11 protein-coding genes are annotated in these 21,413 nt (G+C 66.8%); all 11 read left to right on the plus strand.

Translation table 11 applies throughout. The annotated features are described in order from the left end of the window. Positions 1-454: 454 nt before the first annotated feature. Positions 455-3,589 (plus strand): Ig-like domain-containing protein, encoded by a 3,135-nt coding sequence (locus WDC82_RS13095; protein WP_340117783.1) that lies wholly within the window; start codon positions 455-457, stop codon positions 3,587-3,589. A gap of 246 nt (positions 3,590-3,835) precedes the next feature. After that, positions 3,836-5,617, plus strand: coding sequence for a type I secretion system permease/ATPase (locus WDC82_RS13100; protein ID WP_340117784.1), 1,782 nt, complete (start codon positions 3,836-3,838; stop codon positions 5,615-5,617). Next, positions 5,614-6,930 (plus strand): HlyD family type I secretion periplasmic adaptor subunit, encoded by a 1,317-nt coding sequence (locus WDC82_RS13105; RefSeq protein ID WP_340117785.1) that lies wholly within the window; start codon positions 5,614-5,616, stop codon positions 6,928-6,930. The genes WDC82_RS13100 and WDC82_RS13105 overlap by 4 nt, the downstream gene beginning before the upstream one ends. Positions 6,931-7,575: 645 nt before the next feature. Next, a complete protein-coding gene (locus WDC82_RS13110) occupies positions 7,576-11,349 on the plus strand; it encodes a calcium-binding protein (RefSeq protein ID WP_340117786.1) in 3,774 nt (1,257 codons plus the stop codon). A gap of 115 nt (positions 11,350-11,464) precedes the next feature. After that, positions 11,465-11,620: an SDR family oxidoreductase gene (locus WDC82_RS13115; protein WP_340118144.1), complete on the plus strand. Its 156-nt coding sequence runs from the start codon at positions 11,465-11,467 to the stop codon at positions 11,618-11,620. A gap of 780 nt (positions 11,621-12,400) precedes the next feature. Continuing rightward, entirely contained in the window at positions 12,401-12,973 is a 573-nt protein-coding gene (locus tag WDC82_RS13120; protein WP_340117787.1) for an ANTAR domain-containing protein, read from the plus strand. Beyond that, positions 12,970-14,223: a CmpA/NrtA family ABC transporter substrate-binding protein gene (locus WDC82_RS13125; RefSeq protein WP_340117788.1), complete on the plus strand. Its 1,254-nt coding sequence runs from the start codon at positions 12,970-12,972 to the stop codon at positions 14,221-14,223. Before WDC82_RS13120 ends, WDC82_RS13125 begins: the two co-directional genes overlap by 4 nt. Positions 14,224-14,526: 303 nt before the next feature. After that, a complete protein-coding gene (locus WDC82_RS13130) occupies positions 14,527-15,909 on the plus strand; it encodes a CmpA/NrtA family ABC transporter substrate-binding protein (protein WP_340117789.1) in 1,383 nt (460 codons plus the stop codon). Between the two features lie 188 nt (positions 15,910-16,097). Further along, a complete protein-coding gene (locus WDC82_RS13135) occupies positions 16,098-17,192 on the plus strand; it encodes an ABC transporter permease subunit (protein ID WP_340117790.1) in 1,095 nt (364 codons plus the stop codon). A gap of 10 nt (positions 17,193-17,202) precedes the next feature. Further along, positions 17,203-18,933, plus strand: coding sequence for a nitrate ABC transporter ATP-binding protein (locus WDC82_RS13140; RefSeq protein ID WP_340117791.1), 1,731 nt, complete (start codon positions 17,203-17,205; stop codon positions 18,931-18,933). Next, positions 18,933-21,401 (plus strand): nitrite reductase large subunit NirB, encoded by a 2,469-nt coding sequence (nirB, locus tag WDC82_RS13145; protein WP_340117792.1) that lies wholly within the window; start codon positions 18,933-18,935, stop codon positions 21,399-21,401. The genes WDC82_RS13140 and nirB overlap by 1 nt, the downstream gene beginning before the upstream one ends. The last annotated feature ends 12 nt before the right edge of the window (positions 21,402-21,413 follow it).

The following is a 21,413-nucleotide window of genomic DNA, read 5'->3' on the forward strand; positions in this document are numbered from 1 at the left end:
CTGGATGAGATCGCCGGCGACGAGCTGCGCCTCGTCGGCCTCAACACCGACGACCTCCACGACAACGACTTCCTGTTCAACGTCGCCTGACCGGCGTTACCTGGACCAGCGCTTTCTGATGCAAAAGGGCGGCGGCGCCGAGAAGGCGCCGTCGCCCTGCGTCTATCTAAGCAAAACGAAGAAGACGAATCAACAGCGCATCTAGCGGCGCTGCGAAGCAGAAAAAGCGTCACAGCTCAATCACATACCCGGTTGTACGACTGTCATCGCGCTTCCCGTTAATCGCTCTCTGTTCACCGGACCATCGCCGGTGGATCGCCGCGCCAAGAGGGGGGTGACGCGGGGGCTTGTTTCGTCCGGGGCCGATCCGCGCGAGCGGAGACACCGGGCGCCTCTCGCCTCGCACGACGCCTCCCACGGCAACGCATAGATCAACGCAAATCCGCGAGGAAACATGACACAAAAGGCAATTCTGGTCGGCATCGACGGCGCACAGCTGGAAAAGCTGCTTCTGCTCGGCCTTCAGGAAGAGGTCGAGGCACTGCTGGGTCTCGACATCGTCGAGTCCTATGTCGGCGGCGAAGTCGGCAGCGAAACGGAGCAGGCTACCTCCAGCGGCCCGGGCTGGTCGACGATCCTGACCGGCACCTGGGTCGATCAGCACGGTGTCGAGAGCAACAACAACGCGCCGGTCGAAGGAGGTGTCGACAGCATCTTCGAGCGGATCGACGCCGCCATTCCCGATGCCAACATCGCATCGGTCGTTCATTGGGCGCCGATCAACAATGGTCACTTCTCCCGCGAAGCTGGACTGCTGGAAGACGAGGCGGTCATCGACGAGGTCGTCAGCGGGATTTCCGACCAGGCAGTGACCGATACGGTCGTTGATCTTATCCTGGACGAGGCGCCGGACTTTACCTTCGTTCACCTGGACGATGTGGACGGTGCCGGGCACGGCTACGGCTTCGGTGAGGAATACAACGACGCCCTGGCGACGGCCATGGCCCAGCTGCAGGCCATCAAGGACGCGGTCGACCAGCGCATGGCGGAAAACCCCGGCGAGGACTGGCTGATCCTGGTCACGACGGACCATGGCCGCGACCCGCTAACCGGCAGCGGCCACGGCGGTCAGACGGACTCGGAGCGCCGGACCTTCATCGCGGCGAACAAGGAGCTGGAGGAGTTCGACGAAGCGGTGCCGGCGACATCGGTCGTGACCACCATCCTGGACCATCTGGGGATCGATTTCGAGTTGTCCGAAGACGGCCTGGTCAGCGGTTCCTTGCTGGAAGGAGCGGCCGATCCACTGGTGCCGACGCTTGAAGACATCCTGCTGCCGGAAGACGACGCCGGCAACGTGTCGGTGGGCACGGATATCTCCATCCGCTTCAGCGAGAACATTCAGGCCGGCAGCGGCAACATCGTCATCAAGCAGCTGTCTGACGATGCCATCGTCGCGACCATCGATGTTACCTCGGCGGCGGTGACCGTAAACGGCGACACCGTGACCGTCGATCTGCCGGAAGATCTGGCCTACGAGACCCAGTACTATGTCGAGATCGACTCCGGGGCCTTCACCGACGGCACCAACGACTTCTACGGCCTGTCGGGCAGCACCGCCTGGAACTTCACCACGGAGGCCGACACGGTGGCGCCGGAAGCGGTTTCCTTCGGCCCCGCTGACGATGCCGCGGCAGTGCCGGCGGACGGCAACCTGACCATCGAGTTCAACGAGCCGATCGTTGCTGGTAACGGCAACATCGTCATCTACCGGGCGAGCGACGACTCCGTGGTCGAGAGCATCGACGTCACCTCAGACCAGGTGACCATCGACGGCAAGACAGTGACCATCGATCCTTCCGCCGATCTGGAGCCTGGCACTGCTTACTACGTGCAGGTGGATGCCGGCGCCCTGCGGGACACCGCCTCCCTGACCACCCTGTTCTCGGAGAACTTCGAGGGGCTGACGCTGGATCCCTTCGTGAACGAAACCGGTGGTGACGGTACCGACTTCACGGCCGAAGCACCGGAAGGCTGGACACATGACAATACGACGCCCGGGGGCGGGGTAACCGAGTTCTTCGGCTGGACCTTCATGGACAAGAGCTCCTGGGTCAATGCAGCGGCGGATCAGGGCCGGTCCGGCTTCGTCAATGGGAGCGGTACCGTCATGGTGGCGGATCCGGATGAGTATGATGACGGCGCCGTCGGCATCGATCCGAACCTGTTCAACGCCTACATGCGGACGCCTGCGATCGATATCAGCACTGTCGCGGCGGGCAGCCTGACGCTGACTTTCGACTCGAGCTGGCGCTATGAAGACAGCCAGAAGGCGGTGCTGACGGTCTCCTATGACGGCGGCGAGTCGGTCGAGGTGCTGCGTTTCTCCTCCGATCCGAGCGATCCCGATTTCAAGGAAGACGCGACCAACGAGACCCTCACGATCAACCTGGATAACCCCGAAGGGGCCAGCAATGTGGTGATCTCCTTCGGCGTGATCGAGGCCGGCAACGACTGGTGGTGGGCGATCGACAACATCCTCGTTCAGGGACAGTCCGATGGCGGTGCCACCTCGGGCAATCCCTACGCCGGGATCAGCGACAGCACGACCTGGAACTTCACCACCGAAGGCCCCGACAGCGGCGGCGAACAGCCGGGCGAAGACGATGGCCTGCTCCTAGAGGGTACCCGCGGCAACGACTTCCTGCTGGGTTATGGCGGCGACGACACGCTGCTGGGCGACCGGGGCGACGACACCCTGGACGGCGGCGACGGGGATGACAGCCTTGACGGCGGTCGCGACGACGACGTCATCCTGGGCGGCGAGGGCTTCGATACGATCTCCGGCGACCGCGGCGAGGACAGCGTGCTGGCCGGCGAGGGCGACGACTGGGTCGACGGCGGTCGCGACGACGACCTGCTGTTCGGCAGCGACGGCGACGACACCCTGATCGGCGACCGCGGCGACGACAGCCTGGACGGCGGCGACGGTGACGACGTCATCGATGCCGGCCGCGGCGACGACTACGTGGCGGGCGGCGACGGGGATGACCTTATCCTCGCCGACCGCGGCGACGACGAGGTCGACGGCGGCGACGGCGACGACACCATCGACGGCGGGCGTGACGACGACTACCTGGATGGCGGCAACGACGACGACCTGCTGCTGGGTGACCGGGGCGACGACACCCTGGTGGGTGACGGCGGCGACGATACGCTCGACGGCGGCTACGACGACGACAGCCTGGACGGCGGTGCGGGAGACGACCTGCTGCTGGGCGGGCGCGACGACGATACCCTGGCAGGCGGCGAGGGCGACGACACCCTCACCGGCGGCCACGGCGACGACCTCTTCGTGTTCGACGCCGGCACGGGCTTCGACGTGGTGACCGACTTCGAGCCAGGCGACGACATGATCGCGTTGAACGGCTTCTCGTTCACCGACTTCACGGCGCTGATCTCGTTGGCGGTGAACGACGGCGGCGACGTGGTCTTCAGCCTGGATGCCGTCGCCGGCGACGAGCTGCGCCTGGTCGGCGTCCAGACCGACGACCTCAGCGACGACGACTTCCTGTTCAACGTCGCCTGACCGGTGTGACCCGGATAAGCGTTCCCTGATGCAAAAGGGCGGCGGTGCCAGGACGGCGCCGCCGCCCCGTCTTTTCAGGCCATGGCCCGGTCGCTTCCGGAAAGCGTCATATTTCGGCCACACGGGTGTAACGGCCTTGGTTGCTAATCAGGCAATCAACGGCGAACGCGCAAATGAATCGACCCTGTCCGATGGGCGGGCGGCCGGTAGGGCGTGTCCAGGCGACAGGGCAAGGACCGAGTATTTATGACGGATAAGCCAGCCAAGGGGCCCGAGAACCCGCTGTCGGAAGCCTTTCAGGACGTGCGGGCCGCCTTCGGCTCCGTCGGTCTGTTCAGCTTCTTCATCAACCTGCTGATGCTGACGGGACCGCTCTACATGATGCAGGTCTACGACCGCGTCCTCACCTCCGGCAGCTCTCATACGCTGGTCATGCTGACGGTGGTGGCGGTCGGCATGATCCTCACCTCCGCGCTGCTGGAGCTCGTGCGCGCGCGCGTTTTCGTGCGCATCGGCTCACGCCTTGACCGACGGTTGAACGGCCGGCTGTTCGAGGGCATGCTGCGGCGCCACCTGCAGCACAGCGAAAGCGTCGAACCGCAGCCGTTGCGCGACCTCGAGACGCTGCGGGGCTTTCTCACCGGCAACGGGCTGCTCTCCTTCTTCGATGCGCCGTGGACGCCGCTGTTCCTGGCCATCATCTTCGTCCTGCACCCTTACCTGGGTCTGGTGTCACTGGCCGGGGCGGTGGTGCTGTTCGCCCTGGCGGTGCTTAGCGAGCTGGCGACGCGCGGGCCGCTGCGCGAGGCCGGGCGTGACAGCGCGGCCGCCCACGGCTTCACCGAAAACACCCTGCGCAACGCCGAAGTGATCGAGGCCATGGGCATGCTGCCCGGCCTGCAGCGTCGCTGGCTGGCGCGCCACCAGGCCGCGCTGGCCGCCCAGGCCAAGGCCAGCGACCGCGGCGGCATCCTCACCGCCGGTGCCAAATTCGTCCGGCCGGTGCTGCAGGTGGCGATCCTCGGCACCGGCGCCTACCTCGCGCTGCAGCAGGAGATCACGCCGGGCGTGATGATCGCGGCCTCGATCATGATGGGTCGCGCGCTGGCGCCGGTGGAAGGCGCCATCGGTAACTGGCGCAGCTTCGTCCTGGCGCGCGCCGCGCGGACGCGCCTCAAGTCCTTCCTGGAAGACGACAGGAGGCCGGCACCCTCCATGCCGCTGCCGCGGCCGAAAGGAACGATCGCCGTCGAGAAGCTAGTCGCCGCGCCGCCGGGCGTGACCAAGCCTGTGCTGAAGGGCATCTCCTTCGGTCTGGAAGCCGGCGAAGGGCTCGGCATCATCGGGCCCAGCGCCGCCGGCAAGTCGACGCTGGCGCGCCTGCTGGTCGGCATCTGGGCGCCGGCGTCGGGCGCCGTGCGCCTGGACGGCGCCGACGTCAGCGAGTGGAATCACGTCGAGCTGGGCCCGCACCTGGGCTATCTGCCGCAGGACGTGGAGCTGTTCGACGGCACGGTGGCGGAGAACATCGCACGCTTTGCGGAGCCCGATCCCAGGGCGGTGGTGGAGGCGGCGCAGCGGGCCGGCGTACACGAGATGATCCTGCACCTGGGCGAGGGCTACGATACCCGCATCGGGCTGGGCGGGGCGGCGTTGTCCGGCGGCCAGCGGCAGCGCATCGGGTTGGCGCGCGCCCTCTACGGCAACCCGGCGCTCGTGGTGCTCGACGAGCCCAACGCCAACCTCGACAGCGAGGGCGAGGAGGCCTTGCGCCGCGCCGTGAAGGCGATGAAGGCGCAGGGGACCACGGTGGTGCTGATCGCCCACCGGCCGGCGATACTCGGCAGCATGGACAAGCTGCTGGTCTTGCGCGACGGGCTGATCGAACACTTTGGCGCGACGCCGGAGGTACTGCCCAAGGTGACCCGCGCGGTGCCCAAGCCGCCGAAGCCTGCCAAGGGCGCGCCGGCGGCAGAAGTGCAGCGGCTTGCCGCTGCGTCCCGGCGCGCGGAGGCGGCGCAGGCATGACCTCGGAATCCAACCTGCCCGCCGAAGCCCCCACCAGCACCCGCCGCGTGGTGCTGGCCGGCCTTGCCGTCATCGTGCTGACCTTCGGCGGCTTCTTTGGCTGGGCGGCCACCGCCGATCTGTCAAGCGCCGTGATCGCCTCAGGCACTGTCATGGTCGACAGCAACCGCAAGGCCATCCAGCACCTGGAAGGCGGCATTGTCCGCGAGATCCTGGTGCGCAACGGCGACGCGGTGCGGCGTGGCGACCTGCTGCTGCGCCTCGACGAAACCCAGGCGCGCGCGTCGCTGGCCATCGTGCAGATCAAGCTGGACCAGGCGTTGGCCGCCGAGGCGCGACTGCTGGCCGAGCGCGACGGCGCCGAGGCCATCATTGTGCCCGATGCCCTCGCCGACCGGGTGAACCGGCAGCACATCCGCGAGATCCTGCGCGACCAGGAGAGCCTGTTCATGGCGCGGCGCGAAACCCTGCGCGGTGAGACCGAAATCTATACCCAGCGCATCGGCCAGATCGAGGAGCAGATCGCGGGCTATCGCGCCCAGCAGGAGTCCAAGGGCCGCCAGATGGACCTGATCAACGAAGAACTGGCGGCAAAACAGTCCCTGCTCGAAAAAGGCTACGCGGAAAAGCCCAAGGTGCTGGCACTGGAGCGCGAGGCCGCCCGCCTGGGCGGCGAACGGGGCGAACTGATCGCCGAAATCGCTGCGGCGAAGACCTCGATCAGTGAGGCCAAGCTGCAGATCCTGCAACTCGGGAAGGACTTCCGCGAGCAGGTCGAGCAGGAGCTTAGGGAAACGCGGGCGCAGATCCTGGACCTGCGCGAGCGTGTAACCGCGGCCAGCTTCATCCTGAACCACCTGGAAGTGCGCGCGCCGGAAGACGCCATCGTCGTCGGCCTGCAGGTCTATGCGCAGGGGCAGGTGGTGCGGCCGGGACAGGCGGTCCTGGAACTGGTGCCGGTTGGCGACCAGCTGATCGTCGAGGCGAAAATCCGGCCGGTCGACATCGACAACCTCTTCGCCGGCCAGGAGGCTGACGTGGTGTTCACCGCCTTCCCGCAGCGCACGACGCCGCGCCTGCTGGGCTCGGTAATCTACATATCCGCCGACCGCTTCGAGGACGAGCGCAGCGGTGAGGCCTACTACCTGGCACGCGTGGTGGTGCCAGACAACGAGGCGGCCCGCCTGGGCGACCACAAGCTGCAGCCCGGCATGCCGGCCGACGTGATGATCAAGACCGGCGAGCGCACCCCGCTCGACTACCTCGTCCAGCCGCTACGCGACAGCATCATGAAGGCCTGGCGGGAAACCTGACCACTCAGCAAGCTGGCCCTGAGAACTGAGGATCAGGTTTCGGGACCGCCGGAAAGCGCCGCAAAAGTGATTGCACCCTTTGCACAGAGAGCGATACGGCGCCCTGCAATTGACTGTTCTTGCGGAAGTTTTCTGGGGAGTGGCTGGGGGGCTGGATTCCAAGCCGTCAGTTTTATCCAACCAAATCAGAGGCTTGCAGGGCGCGTGAACAGGAATGTGCCACAATCCGGTTAAGGCGGCAAGCGCCCAACCCTTACTCGGGGTTGCCGTCACGCCGGGCATTTGGGTGGGTAAGGTCGGCTCAATTCTCGAAAGCGAACATGCTCTAAGCGGCCATGAACTTCTCTTCGTGGCATAAAGGCGGAGTCAACGGCCTGTCGGCGTAGGTCTGGTCTACGACTGTAACCACCTTTAGCACCGGTCCTGGCGTGGAGAGCGGCGCCCAGCCAGAACCTAGCACTCAAATCAGTGCTTTAATTGAATGTCGGTATCGGTGACCTTCGTCGGACGGTCACAATCTTGACAACCATGTGACGTCTTTCTTGCGCTGCCGCAGCCACCAGTTGCCTCAATTTGGTTTCTGGCCTTCCGCTCGTCGTGGCCCGAGCCTTGCGAAGGCAGACCAAAGCAACTGGGAGAGCTGAGATGGCACAGGCCAAGGGAAGCGACGGTTCGGCTGGGTGGGCCGAAACGGGTGCGGACGACGAGCCGAACACCCGCAGCGCGCTCGGGGTGGCGGTTCTGTCTCAAGACTTTGGAGCCTTTTTCGTACTGTCAGGCGGGCCGGGGCCAGACACCCTGGCCGGGACGGCTGATGACGATACCTTGCTCGGGGCGGGCGGCGACGATCTGCTCGCCGGCGAGGCGCTCCAGGCCGCGGCGCTCGCTGTCGCCACTGCGGCGAATCAAGATAGCGCCGATACTCTGGCACCAAGCGGCAGCGACAGTCTCGGCGGCGGCGGCCACGACGACCATCTGGCGGGGGAGGCCCTCGCCGCGGGCACCGACCTCGCCGTCGCCGAGGCCGACAACCGCGCTGACTTTGGCGGCCGTGCCGGCGTCGACCGCGTCCACGGCGGTGGCGGTAGCAGTACCGGCGCCGATCGCCTTGCGGGTGAGGCCCTAGCGTTTGCTACCGCCGGGCCCGCCGCCGCGCTTGCCCGCAACCTCACTTCAGACGGTATCGCCGGCAGCGACAGTCTCGCCGGCGGCCCCGGCACGGACAGCCTCGCCGGCGACGCCCTCGCTGTCGCGCCTCTGGATCATCCTGAGGGTGCGGCCCTCGCCCGCGCGGTGAACGGGACCCGAGGCGGCTGGGCGGGCAACGATGTTGTGGAGGCCGGCTCCGGCAGCGACCTAGCGGCCGGCGACGCCTTGGCCAGCGGCCGCATCGCCGAAGCGATGGCGGAGAACAGCGGCAGCGGGCTCACCGTCGATGGCCCCAACCCCTCGAACGGTGGTGCAGGTAACGACAGCCTCACCGGCTTTGACGGCCACGACAGGCTGGCCGGCGATGCCCTGGCCGAGGCTGCCGGTTTTGCGACCGCCACGGCGGCCAACCGGATCACGAACTCTGTGATCGACGCTGCCGTCGGCGCCGACAGCCTCGACGGTGGCACGGGGGCAGACAAACTCGCCGGCGATGCGTTGGCGATCTCCCACCGCCGCAGGGCCGAGGCGTCGGCCGACAACACCACCGATAGCGGCAAGGCCGGCGATGACACTCTCCACGGCGGCGAGGGTGGCAACTTGCTGGTCGGCGACGCCCTGGCCTGGGGTGAGACGGACTCGCTCGCCGTGACGGTGAACCGCGTCATGGGCTCCGGCGCGACGGCCGGCAACGACGTGATTATCGGTGGCCATGATCGGGACCGCGTTGCCGGCGACGCGGCCGTGATGGGCCCGGGCATCGCGCGCGTGGAAAACTTTGCCGAGGGAACCGTCCTCGCGTCCGCCGGCAGCGACCTTATCCTCAGCGAGGGGGGCCTCGACATCCTGGCCGGCGATGCTCTGGCCCTCGGTGGCAGCCGCGCCGAAGTGCTGAATCTCGCACAGGATGGCGGGGCCGGCGGTGACACAATCCAGCTTACGGCTCCACGCGGGCCCGGCAGCCACACCGTCGCTGGTGATGCCCTGGCGACCGGGACCGGCGGCGAGGCAGACGTGGAGAACAGCGTCGCGGTCATCGGTGTGGCGCGCGGCCCCGGCGGCACGGCGGCGGCCGGCACCGATACGGTTACCGGCGGTGACGGGCCCTCGACCAACATTGTCGCGGGCGATGCCCTGGCAAGCGGTGCGGCCGGTGCAGCCACAGTGGCCAACAGCGCGGCCGTGGACGTCGTCTTCCAGCCGTCCAGCTTCACCACCGGCAGCGGCACAGCTGGCAGCGACCTGATCGATCTCTTCAGCCACGACAACGACAGCGTCGCCGGCGATGCGCTGGCCATTGGGGCGGGCGGGACCGCCACCGCTGAGAACTTCGCGCGGGCCAGTGCTGTCGGCGGCGAGATCGGCCGTGCCGAGGCCTTTGCCGGCAATGATACCATCGACGGCTACGCCGGTACCAACGTGTTGGCCGGCGACGCTGCGACCACTGATCCTTCCGGGGGCGACGCCACCGTGACCAATACGGCTCTTGCCGCAGCAGCGAACTGTTCGGCGCAGGCCGGCAACGACGCACTTCAGGCTTCGCCCTCGTCCGGCCGGGTGCCCACCAGCGATAACCTGGTGGCAGGTGATGCCCTGACGCTGGCGGCGGAGGCGCGCGCGCTGGCGGGCAACGCCGCCACCGCTGACGGCAGCGGGCTCGCCTCCGCTGGCGATGATACCCTCGGGCTGTATTGGAGTGGGTCCGACAGCCTGGCTGGTGACGCGCTGGCCAGCGGCGACGGAGCCGAGGCCGTGAGCGACAACCTTGCCGAAGCTTTCGCCGCTGGGGAGGCTTCCGCGGGTGGCGACGATCTGCGCTCGGTGCAGGGCGGTGGCCTTGCCGCGGGCGAGTCGCTCGCCCTGGGAACGGCCGGTCGGGCGGCTTCGGCCAACACGGCGCGAGCGGAAGAGACAGGTCTGGCCGAGGCTGGCGGAGACTTGATTTACGGCGGCTGGCCCACGCATGTGATCTCCGGCGGCGCGCTCGCCGCAGGTGCCAGCGGCGCGTTGGCCGAGGTGATCAACAGCGCCGAGGCCGGCGGTACTGCCTGGGCGCTAGCCGACGCCGACACCCTCAACGGCGACATTGCTGACCACTACGGCGGCGGCGACGACACCATGGCCGGGGACGTGCTGGCCGCGGGCGTTGGTGGCGTGGCGCGCGTGACCAACAGCGCCACGGCGTCGGAGGGCGCACAAGCTAATGCGGGCGGTGATGTGGTCATGGGTGGCCAGTGGAACAATCTCCTGGCCGGCGACGCGCTGACCACCGGCGAGGCAGGACTCAGCGAGGTGGTAAACGAGGCGGCCGGTGCCGGAGCCGGGGCTGGCAACGACACCATCGGGGCGGACAACAGCGGCACCAACATCATCGCCGGCGACGCCTTTGCGAGCGGCCGCAACGGCACTGCACGAGTCACCAACACGGCGGCGGCGCTGGCAGTGGCGGGCAGCGACGTCATCGATGCCGTTGACTCCGGCGACAATATCATTTCCGGTGATGCCCTGGCTCTCAACGGTGGCGATGCGGTCGTGGTGAACTTGGCACCAACAGACGCTTCCGCCGGCGACGACTTCATTCGTGGATCCTACAATGAGGACACTCTTGCCGGCGACGCGCTCTCGCTCGGCGGCACGGCGAGCGTCACCCACGGCGGCGACGACACGCTCGACGGCGGGGCGGGCGATGACGTGATCGTCGGCGACGCTGCGGCCTTTGACGGCGGAACGGCGATCCTCGTCGACTCCGCCGGTGATGACTTGCTGCTCGGTGGCGGTGGCGCCGATGTCCTCTATGGCGACAGTACCGATCCCGACGACTCCCTCGGGGGCGCCGACAGACTGGAGGGTGGGGCGGACGCCGATGTGCTCTATGGCGGTGCTGGCGCCGATACGCTCATCGGCGGTGATGGCGACGATACCCTCATTGGCGGCGACGGCGGTGACTCCTTCGTGTTCGGCGGTGATGCGATCGGCGACATCGACGTCATCCTTGGCTTCGCGGTCGGCCCGCCGGGCGACGGCGACCTGCTCGACCTGCGTGGTCTGCTGACGGGCGTCGCTAGCGAGGACGGCGCGGCGCTGGATGCCTATCTGGACTTCAGCTTCGCCGGCGGCAACACGACGATCACCGTCGATGCCGACGGTGCCGGGGCAGGAACAGCGACCGCGGGCATTGTCCTGCAGGGAAGTGACCTCTCGAGCCTGGGCACCAGCGATGCCGAGATCATCGATTCCCTGCTGAGCCGGGGAAGCCTCGACGCCAGCTAGTTGCGCTTGCGGCTGCCGCGGCCCATCTCTGCGAGTCACCGACAGCAGGCAACTGCACACGTCGATAGTCGAGGCACGGCTGGTCGGGCAGCGCGCCGGAGGCGACGTCGACGCCCTGCTGAAACAGCGCGTGCCGCGCATTTCCCTCGGCTTCATGGGCGACGGCCGCGACACCGCCAATGCCGCGCTCTACCGTGCTTCCGACGAGGCGAGCTTCGTCACCGGCACTGAGATTGTCGTCGACGTCGGCATGATCGCGCGTTGTGACTAGAATTGCTTAGGGGGAGGAGCGCTCCTTTAAGAAGGCGGTGTCGGCTGCTGGCACAACCCCGACATCGAGGTTTAGGCAGGGCATGTCCCCTCAGCTTCGGTAAGGCGAAATTGGAGCGCAGGTTGCCGAGATTGTCCGCTGAGGTTTCTTGAGAGGACCTTGAGAACGAGCACAGTGAGGGCGGCTTCTGACCCTTTGCGGACGGCAACTGCCAACGACAAGCTTTTTGCCGAGAGGAGGCCGAGAACTGGGCTAGTGGTTTAGGCCCGCAGCCGCGGCTGGCTGCGTCGCAGTCAGGTCTTTTCCGCTGGTGGCGGCAATGAAGGCATGAGAGGAGCCATCCGGGCGCATCTACCCGCGGTGACGCTGTCAGATCCCGCCAATGGACCCGACTGAACCTCCTCCAGCCCGGTGGTGGCTGAATAGGCGATTTCCCGGATCGGCGTCAAATTGTTGATCCGGTCAGCACGAGCCCGTTCCGCGGCAGGAATTTCCACACGACCAAGACCTGGAGCGGACGAGTAATCCCTTTTTGGGCGCCGGCCTGCCGGGCGACTACTTGGGTAGTGCTCGGCAGGCCCGGGAGATCTAAGGCAGATCCGCCTCCTGCGACCCGAGTTGCCAAAAGAACGGATAATCTCCGACTTGACGTGTCCTTAAGCGCCCGCCTTTATAGCGACAATAATAAATGTCTCTGGGGGGACAAACGCCCATCATGGTTAAGGCTGGCGCAACAGACCGGCAGATGGTGGGATCAGGGTGGAGAACAGTCTTTCCACGATGAAGATCGCGGTGGTTGACCCGCAGCGGGAACGCGCGGACGTCATCGAGCAAGGCCTGCGCGAAGCGGGTTACCGCGACATTCACCATATTTCCGAGATGTCCGGCGTGTTGGAGCGCCTCAGCGAGCTCGCGCCCGACGTCATCCTCATCGACCTGGAAAACCCCAATCGTGACGTGCTCGAGCAGATGTTCGAGGTCTCGCGCCTGGTCCGCCGGCCGATCGCCATGTTCGTCGACGAGAGCGACATGTCGATGATCGAGGCGGCGGTCGAGGCGGGGGTCGGCGCCTATGTGGTCGACGGCCTGAAGAAGGAGCGCATCAAGGCGATCCTCGCCACCGCCATCACCCGCTTCAACACATTCTCGCGGCTGCAGTCGGAATTGCAGGCGACCAAGGCGGCGCTGGCCGAGCGCAAGGTGATCGACCGCGCCAAAGGTATTCTCATGAAGGCCAAGGGCATCAGCGAGGAAGAGGCCTATGCCCTGCTGCGCAAGGCGGCGATGAGCCAGAGCCGGAAAATCTCGGAGATCGCCCAGAGCGTCGTCACCGCCGCGGAGCTCCTCTCTTGAGCCGGCGCCAGGTCCGTATCGGCTTCATTCCCCTGGTGGACGCGGCGGTACTCGTCGCCGCGCGGGAGCTGGATTTTGCCGCGGCCGAAGGTGTTGAACTGCAGCTGAGTCGCGAGACCTCGTGGTCCAACATCCGCGACAAGGTGGCTTTCGGCCTGTTCGAGGGCGCCCACATGCTGGCGCCCATGCCGATCGCCATGCGCCTCGGCCTCGGCTCCGTGGCACATGAGGCCGTCGCCCCATTTGTGCTGAACGTGAACGGCAACGCCCTCTCGGTCTCGCGCGAGCTGGCGGGCATCATGGCTGACGCGCCCGAGGGCGGGGGTGCCTCCGCTACGCTGCAGGCGCTGGACCGGCTGGCGGCCGGCGTGCGCGCGCTGCATGCCCGGCGCGGGGCGCCGCTGACCTTCGGTGTGCCGTTCCCTTTTTCCTGCCACGCCTACGAGCTGCGCCATGCCCTCGCCCACGCGGGGCTCGCCACCGGCAACGAGGTGGAGATCGTCGTGGTCCCGCCGCCGCTGATGGTCGATGCCCTGCGCGCCGGCAAGCTGGATGGTTTCTGCGTGGGGGAGCCGTGGAACAGCGTCGCCGTCGATGCCGAACTGGCGGAGATCGTGCTGCCCGGCGCGCGGATCTGGCAGTTTGCGCCGGAGAAGGTGCTGGGTCTGCGCCAGGAATGGGCCGAGACCCACCGCGACACGCTCTTTGCCCTGCTGCGCGCCCTGGCGAAGGCGGCGGTCTGGGCCGACCGGCCGGAGAACCACGTGACCCTCTCGGAAATCCTGGCACGCGAGGCTTACCTCGACCTTCCGGCGGAGGTCATCGAGCGCTCGCTGAACGGCCGGCTCACGCTCTCGCCGGGGGGGCGCCAGGGCTTGGTGGAGGATTTCCTCGTCCTGCACCGTAAGGCGGCGACCTTTCCCTGGCGCTCCTTCGCGCTGTGGATCTATGCCCAGATGGTGCGTGCCGGGCAGGTCGAGCACAGCGCCGAGCGTCTTGCCGCGGTGCGGCAAACCTTCCGTCCCGACCTCTACCGCGAAGCGCTCGGCCCGGCCGGAGTCGACCTCCCGGGGGCCAGCGAGAAGGTCGAGGGTGCTTTGGCGGCCGAGACCCCCGTCGCGTCTCGCGCCGGCAAGCTGTATCTCGGGCCAGACCGCTTCTTCGATGGAACGGTGTTCGATCCCAACGGCTTGGAGGATTACCTGGCTTCCGCCGGGCCGACCGGACGGGGTCTCCTGGGCAGCAAGTAGAGGCCTTGAGCCGCCGGTGAGTATGCGTGCCCAATTCATAGGCACGCATAGGACATGCTTAAAATTTAGACGTTTTCATTGACAGGCGCGCCTGACTGGCTTAGCGTGCACTGCATCATTCGGGAACAGGCCAATGGCGGCCGACCCTCCGAATAATCGAATTCTGTGACCGCTCCGCCGCAGGAGCACCCGAGCACAGCCGCTCGACCTCAGCCCCGATTTTGGGCGCGACAGGTCGGGCGGTTTTTTTTTGGCCTCACGGCAAGCGGGCGAAAGCCGGCTCAGGACAACAGGGGACAAGCCATGCAGATCGTTTCCACCTTACGCGGATTGATGCTCGGCCTCGGGATTTCCTTGGCCGGCGCCGCGGCGCCGGCCCAGGCCGAGATGCTTGACCTGGAAAAGGACGAGCTGAAGTTCGGCTTCATCAAGCTGACCGACATGGCGCCCTTGGCTATCGCCTACGAGAAGGGCTACTTCGAGGACGAGGGCCTCTTCGTCACGCTGGAGCCGCAGGCCAACTGGAAGGTGCTGCTGGACGGTGTCATCACCGGCCAGCTGGACGGCGCCCATATGCTGGCCGGCCAGCCGCTGGCCGCCACCATCGGCTTCGGCACCCAGGCCCACATCATCACCCCCTTCTCCATGGACCTGAACGGCAACGGCATCACCGTGTCGAACGAGGTCTGGGAGATGATGAAGTCGCACATCCCGCACGAGAACGGCAAGCCGGTACATCCCATCAAGGCCGACGCCCTGAAGCCGGTCATCGAGAAGTTCAGGGCCGAGGGAAAGCCCTTCAACATGGGCATGGTCTTCCCGGTCTCGACCCATAACTACGAGCTGCGCTACTGGCTGGCTGCCGGCGGCATCCACCCGGGCTTCTACTCGGAAGACAACATCACCGGGCAGATCCAGGCCGAGGCGCTGCTCTCGGTGACGCCGCCGCCGCAGATGCCGGCGACCCTGGAGGCCGGCACCATCAGCGGCTACTGCGTTGGCGAGCCGTGGAACCAGCAGGCGGTCTTCAAGGGTATCGGCGTGCCGGTGATCACCGACTTCGAGATCTGGAAGAACAATCCGGAAAAGGTCTTCGGCATCACCAAGGAGTTCGCCGATCAGTATCCGAACACCACGCTGGCGATCACCAAGGCGTTGATCCGTGCCGCCAAGTGGCTCGACGAGAACGACAATGCCAACCGCCGCGAAGCGGTCGAGATCCTTGCGCGCTCGCAGTACGTCGGCGCCGATGCGGAGGTCATCGCCAACTCGATGACCGGGACCTTCGAGTACGAGAAGGGGGACAAGCGGGCGGTGCCGGACTTCAACGTCTTCTACCGCTATTACGCGACCTACCCCTACCTCTCGGATGCCGTCTGGTACCTGACGCAGATGCGCCGGTGGGGCCAGATCACCGAGCACAAGTCCGACGACTGGTACCTTGACGTCGCCCGCGAGGTCTATCGCCCGGACATCTACCTGGAGGCCGCGCGTCTGGTGGTCGAAGACGGCAACGCTGCCGAGGCCGACTTCCCCTGGGAAAGCGACGGCTTTCGCGCACCGCAGAGGGAGTTCATCGACGGCATCACCTTCGACGGCCGCCAGCCCAACGCCTATCTGGAGCTCTTCCCGATCGGTCTGAAGGGCAGCCAGAAAATCGCCCAGAACGCGGTGGTGGGCGGCTGAGGCCATGGACGCGACGGCACTTCCACCTTCTTCAGTTGTCACCCTCGGGCTTGACCCGAGGGTCCAGGGGCAAGCGACGGTGTGGTTGTTCTGGATCCCGGCTCGCGCTCGCTGCGCTCGCTTGGCCGGGATGACGGCCTGAGCAAATGCCCGCGATTTCAGGCACCCCCAAGGAGAGACATCCCCTCATGACGGCCACCGACATCGACAGCGTCCCCCGGCTTGATGCCGCGGAAGCCGCCGCCGAGCGGCGCGCGCGCCTCTTTGCCCTCATCGGCAGGCTCGACCTCTACCTCAACCTGGTCGCGCTCGGCTGGGTGACGCCGCTCTTGAAGATCGCCGCCGGCGAATCGGCGCGCCATAACCTGAAAGAGGTGTGGCGCAGCTTGGTGCTGCCGCTACTCGGCATCGGCCTCTTTCTCGCGCTCTGGGCGCAGACGGCACCAATGGTGAATACCTCGCTGGGGGCTATTCCCGGCCCGGCTGCGGTGTGGGAGCAGGTCGAGAACCTCTATGCCGACCACCAGCGCGAGCGCGCGAAGGCGGCCGCTTTCTACGAACGCCAGGACCAGCGCAACGCCAAGCTGGTTGCTGCCGGCCGCGCCGAGGACGTTAAGTTCCGCGAGTTCACCGGTCATCCAACCTATCTCGATCAGATCGTCACCTCGCTGCAGACCGTTGCCATGGGCTTCCTAATCGCCACCCTGGTAGCGGTGCCGCTCGGCATCTTCTGCGGTCTCTCGCCCAGCGTGAACTCGGCACTCAATCCGCTGATCCAGATCTTCAAGCCGGTTTCGCCTTTGGCTTGGCTGCCGCTTGTCACCATGGTGGTCTCCGCCCTGATGTCGAGCAGCGACGGCATCTTCGCAAAGTCCTTCATCGTTTCGGCGGTGACGGTGACGCTCTGTTCGCTGTGGCCGACCCTCATCAACACCGCCCACGGCGTTTCCTCCATCGACAAGGACCTGATGAATGTCGGCCGCGTGCTGAAGCTGTCGTGGAGCAGCAAGATCTTCAAGGTCGTGCTGCCATCAGCCCTGCCGCTCATCTTCACCGGCCTGCGCCTCTCGCTGGGTGTCGGCTGGATGGTGTTGATCGCCGCCGAGATGCTGGCGCAAAACCCCGGCCTCGGAAAGTTCGTGTGGGACGAGTTCCAGAACGGGTCGTCTTCCTCGCTTGCGAAGATCATGGTGGCGGTGCTCACCATCGGCGTCATCGGGGTGCTGCTGGACCGCATGATGCTGGCCCTGCAGACGATGTTCACCCATTCGGCGACGCGCTAGGAGACTTCCGATGGCATTTCTCGAACTGAAGGGTGTCTCCAAGGCCTACGGTGCAGGCAGTGGACGCACGGCGGTGCTGAAGGACATTGACCTCACGGTCGAGGAGGGCGAGTTCGTCGCCATTCTCGGCTTCTCCGGCTCCGGCAAGACCACGCTGATCTCCGCCATCGCCGGCCTCATCGCGCCGGATACCGGCGAGGTGCTGCTGAAGGGGCGGCCGGTGAGCGGTCCCGGCCCGGACCGCGGCGTGGTGTTCCAGAGTTACTCGCTGATGCCCTGGCTCACCGTGTACGGCAACGTCGCCCTGGCCGTCGATGCCGCCTTCAAGGCGCTGCCGAAGGCGGCGCGCGCCGCCAAGGTGCGCCATTACATCGACATGGTCGGCCTCGGCCACGCCCTGGACCGCCGCCCGGCGGAGCTATCCGGCGGCATGCGCCAGCGCGTCGCGGTGGCGCGCGCCCTGGCGATGAACCCGGAGATCCTGTTGCTCGACGAGCCCCTTTCGGCGCTCGACGCACTCACCCGTGCCAAGCTGCAGGACGAGATTGAGCGCATCTGGGAGGACGACCGCAAAACGGTGGTCCTCATCACCAACGATGTCGACGAGGCGCTGCTGCTGGCCGACCGCATCGTGCCACTGAAGCCCGGGCCGGACGCCACCTTCGGGCCGGCTTTCAAGGTTGATCTGCCGCGCCCGCGCGATCGCGCCGCCATGAACCATGATGTCGCCTACAAAAAGCTACGCGGTGAGATCACCCAGTACCTCATGGGCGTCGGCCTGGAGCGCGGCGCCGAGTCGGAGGTGGTGGTGGAACTGCCCAAGGTGGCGCCGATCACCCAGAGTGATCCGCCGCCGCCGGCCTGGCGAGAGGCGGCGCAGTCGCCCATCGATCGTGGCTACGTCGAGTTCTTCCGGCTGCAGAAGGTCTACCCGACGCCCAAGGGTCCGCTGACCGTGGTCGACTCCTTCGACCTCAAGATGCGCCAGGGAGAGTTCGTGTCCCTCATCGGCCATTCCGGCTGCGGCAAGTCGACCGTGCTGTCGATGACGGCGGGTCTGACACCGGTCACCGACGGCGGTATCGTGTTGGACGGCAAGGAGATCTCCGATGCCGGGCCGGACCGTGCCGTGGTCTTTCAGGCGCCCTCGCTGATGCCCTGGCTGACGGCGCGGGAGAACGTCGCCCTCGGTGTCGACCGCGTCTATCCCCATGCCAGCGCGCGCGAGCGCCGTGACATCGTCGAATATTATCTCGCCCGCGTCGGGCTCGGCGAGGCCATGGACAAGTCGGCGGCCGAGCTCTCCAACGGCATGAAGCAGCGCGTCGGCATCGCGCGCGCTTTCGCACTCTCGCCCAAGCTGCTGCTGCTCGACGAGCCCTTCGGCATGCTCGACAGCCTGACGCGCTGGGAGCTGCAGGAGGTGCTGATGGACGTCTGGCGGCGCACCGAGGTGACGGCGGTCTGCGTCACCCACGACGTCGACGAGGCGATCCTGCTGGCCGACCGCGTGGTGATGATGACCAACGGCCCGCGCGCGACCATCGGCAACGTCATGACGGTGGATATCCCGCGCCCGCGCACCCGCAAGGCCCTGCTGGATCATCCGCAGTACTACGCCTACCGCGAGGAGCTGCTCGACTTCCTCGAGGCCTATGAAGGCGGCGCCAAGCCCGCCCCCAAAGAGAAAGAAGACGTTTCGGCGGAGGATGACGCGACAGCAGAGGAGGAAGCCGCCTGATGAGCGCGTCCCGACAGAAACTTGTCGTGGTCGGCAACGGCATGGCCGCCGGTCGCGTGGTGGAGGAACTGGTGACCAAGGCGCCGGGTCTCTACGACATCACCATCTTCGGCGCCGAGCCGCGGGTGAACTACGATCGCATCATGCTCTCGCCGGTGCTCTCGGGCGAGAAAGAGTACGAAGAGATCGTGATTCACGACGACGCCTGGTACGGGAAGCACGGCGTGACCCTGCTGAAGGGCCGGCTGGTCACCGCCATCGACCGCGCCGCCAAGACCGTGCGCAGTGCCGACGGTGGCGAACTGGCCTACGACAAGCTGCTGATCGCCACCGGCTCCAGCCCCTTCGTCCTCCCTGTGCCCGGCGCCGGGCTGCCCGAGGTGCTGACCTATCGCGACCAGGGCGACGTGGAGAAGATGCTGGCCGCGGCGGCCAGAGGCGGCCGCGCGGTGGTCATCGGCGGCGGCCTCCTCGGTCTGGAAGCGGCGGCGGGCCTGAAGGCGCGCGGCATGGAAGTGACTGTGCTGCACCTCATGCCGACCCTGATGGAGCGACAGCTCGATCCCAGCGCCGGCTACCTGCTGGAGCGTGCGGTCGAGGCGCGCGGCATCCACGTCATCACCCGCGCCAACACCAAGGCGATCCTCGGTGGCGGCCTAGAGGGGGGCCAGGTCACCGGTGTGCTGCTGGAGGACGGGCGGGAACTGCCCGCCGACCTGGTGGTCATGGCCGCCGGCATCCGCCCCAACGCCGGCCTTGCCAAGGAGGCGGGCCTCGCGGTCAACCGCGGCGTGGTGGTGGATGATGCCATGGGCACCGACGATCCCGATATCTTCGCCGTCGGCGAGTGCGTCGAGCATCGCGGCGTCTGCTACGGCCTGGTCGCGCCGCTCTACGAGATGGCCAAGGTACTGGCCGCGCGCCTCATGGGTCATACGGCAGCGGTCTACGGTGGCATGGCGATCTCCACCAAGCTGAAAGTCACCGGCATCAACCTCTTCTCGGCCGGCGACTTCGCAGAGGGCGAGGGGCGCGAGGAGATCGTGCTGCGCGACCCTTCCCGCAATGTCTACCGCCGACTCATCTTGGCCGAGAACCGCATCATCGGCACGGTGCTCTACGGCGATACCAGCGACAGCGCCTGGTTCTTCCAGCTGCTGAAGGACGGCAGCGACATCTCCGGGCTGCGCGACACCCTGATCTTCGGTCCGGCCTATGCGGGAGGGTCCCCGCTGGACCCTACGGCGGCCGTTGCAGCGCTGCCGGCTGAGGCAGAGATCTGCGGCTGCAACGGCGTCTGCAAAGGAACCATCGTCGCCGCCATCAGCGACGGCGGCCACAGCAGCCTCGACGCCGTCAGGGCCCACACCAAGGCCTCCGGCTCCTGCGGCTCCTGCACCGGTCTCGTCGAGCAGCTTTTGGAGCTGACCCTTGGCGACGGCTACGCGCGTGATGCGGTATCGCCGGTGTGTGGCTGTACCGATCTCGGCCACGACGAGGTGCGCCGCCTCATCGTCGCGCACGAACTGCGCTCGATGCCGGCGGTGATGCAGGAGCTCGGCTGGAAGACCTCCTGCGGCTGCGCGAAGTGCCGCCCGGCGCTGAACTACTACCTGCTGGCGACCTGGCCCGGCGACTATCTCGACGACAGCCAGTCGCGCTTCATCAACGAGCGGGTGCACGCCAATATCCAGAAGGACGGTACCTACTCGGTGGTGCCGCGCATGTGGGGCGGCCTCACCTCGCCGGCCGAGCTGCGCGCCATCGCCGACGTGGCGGAGAAGTTCGCCATCCCGACCGTGAAGGTGACCGGTGGCCAGCGCATCGATCTCTTGGGTGTGAAGAAGGAAGACCTGCCCGCCGTCTGGGCCGATCTCAACGCCGCCGGCATGGTCTCCGGCCACGCCTACGGCAAGTCGCTGCGCACGGTGAAGACCTGCGTCGGCACCGACTGGTGCCGCTTCGGCACCCAGGACTCCACGGGGCTGGGCGTGAAGCTGGAAAGGTTCCTATGGGGGTCCTGGACGCCGCACAAGGTGAAGCTCGCGGTCTCCGGCTGCCCGCGCAATTGCGCCGAGGCGACGTGCAAGGACTTCGGCGTGGTCTGCGTCGACTCCGGCTACGAGCTGCACTTCGCGGGCGCCGCGGGCATGCACGTGAAGGGCACCGATCTGCTCTGCACCGTGCCGGACGAGGACGACGTCATCGAGTATTGCGGCGCGCTGCTGCAGCTCTACCGCGAGCAGGGCCGCTACCTGGAGCGGGTTTACAAGTGGGCCGCCCGGGTCGGCGTCGCCACCGTGCGCCGTCAGATCGTTGACGACGCGGCCAAACGCAAGGCGCTCTTCGCGCGCTTCGTCTTCTCGCAGAAATTCTCGCAGAGCGACCCCTGGGCCGAGCGGGTGCAGGGGCTGGACGCCCACGAGTTCAAGCCGATGGCCGAGCTGGCCCTGGAGGATGTGGCGTGATGGACATGCCCC

Source organism: Pelagibius sp. 7325 (genome assembly GCF_037652055.1).
Taxonomy (GTDB): Bacteria; Pseudomonadota; Alphaproteobacteria; order Kiloniellales; family Kiloniellaceae; genus Pelagibius.

Bases quoted from the DNA above. Each gene is read 5' to 3' on its own strand.
- WDC82_RS13120 (WP_340117787.1), top strand. From the start codon at position 12,401: ATGAAGATCGCGGTGGTTGACCCGCAGCGGGAACGCGCGGACGTCATC.
- nirB (WP_340117792.1), top strand. From the start codon at position 18,933: ATGAGCGCGTCCCGACAGAAACTTGTCGTGGTCGGCAACGGCATGGCC.
- WDC82_RS13110 (WP_340117786.1), top strand. From the start codon at position 7,576: ATGGCACAGGCCAAGGGAAGCGACGGTTCGGCTGGGTGGGCCGAAACG.
- WDC82_RS13135 (WP_340117790.1), top strand. From the start codon at position 16,098: ATGACGGCCACCGACATCGACAGCGTCCCCCGGCTTGATGCCGCGGAA.
- WDC82_RS13140 (WP_340117791.1), top strand. From the start codon at position 17,203: ATGGCATTTCTCGAACTGAAGGGTGTCTCCAAGGCCTACGGTGCAGGC.
- WDC82_RS13130 (WP_340117789.1), top strand. From the start codon at position 14,527: ATGCAGATCGTTTCCACCTTACGCGGATTGATGCTCGGCCTCGGGATT.
- WDC82_RS13100 (WP_340117784.1), top strand. From the start codon at position 3,836: ATGACGGATAAGCCAGCCAAGGGGCCCGAGAACCCGCTGTCGGAAGCC.
- WDC82_RS13095 (WP_340117783.1), top strand. From the start codon at position 455: ATGACACAAAAGGCAATTCTGGTCGGCATCGACGGCGCACAGCTGGAA.
- WDC82_RS13105 (WP_340117785.1), top strand. From the start codon at position 5,614: ATGACCTCGGAATCCAACCTGCCCGCCGAAGCCCCCACCAGCACCCGC.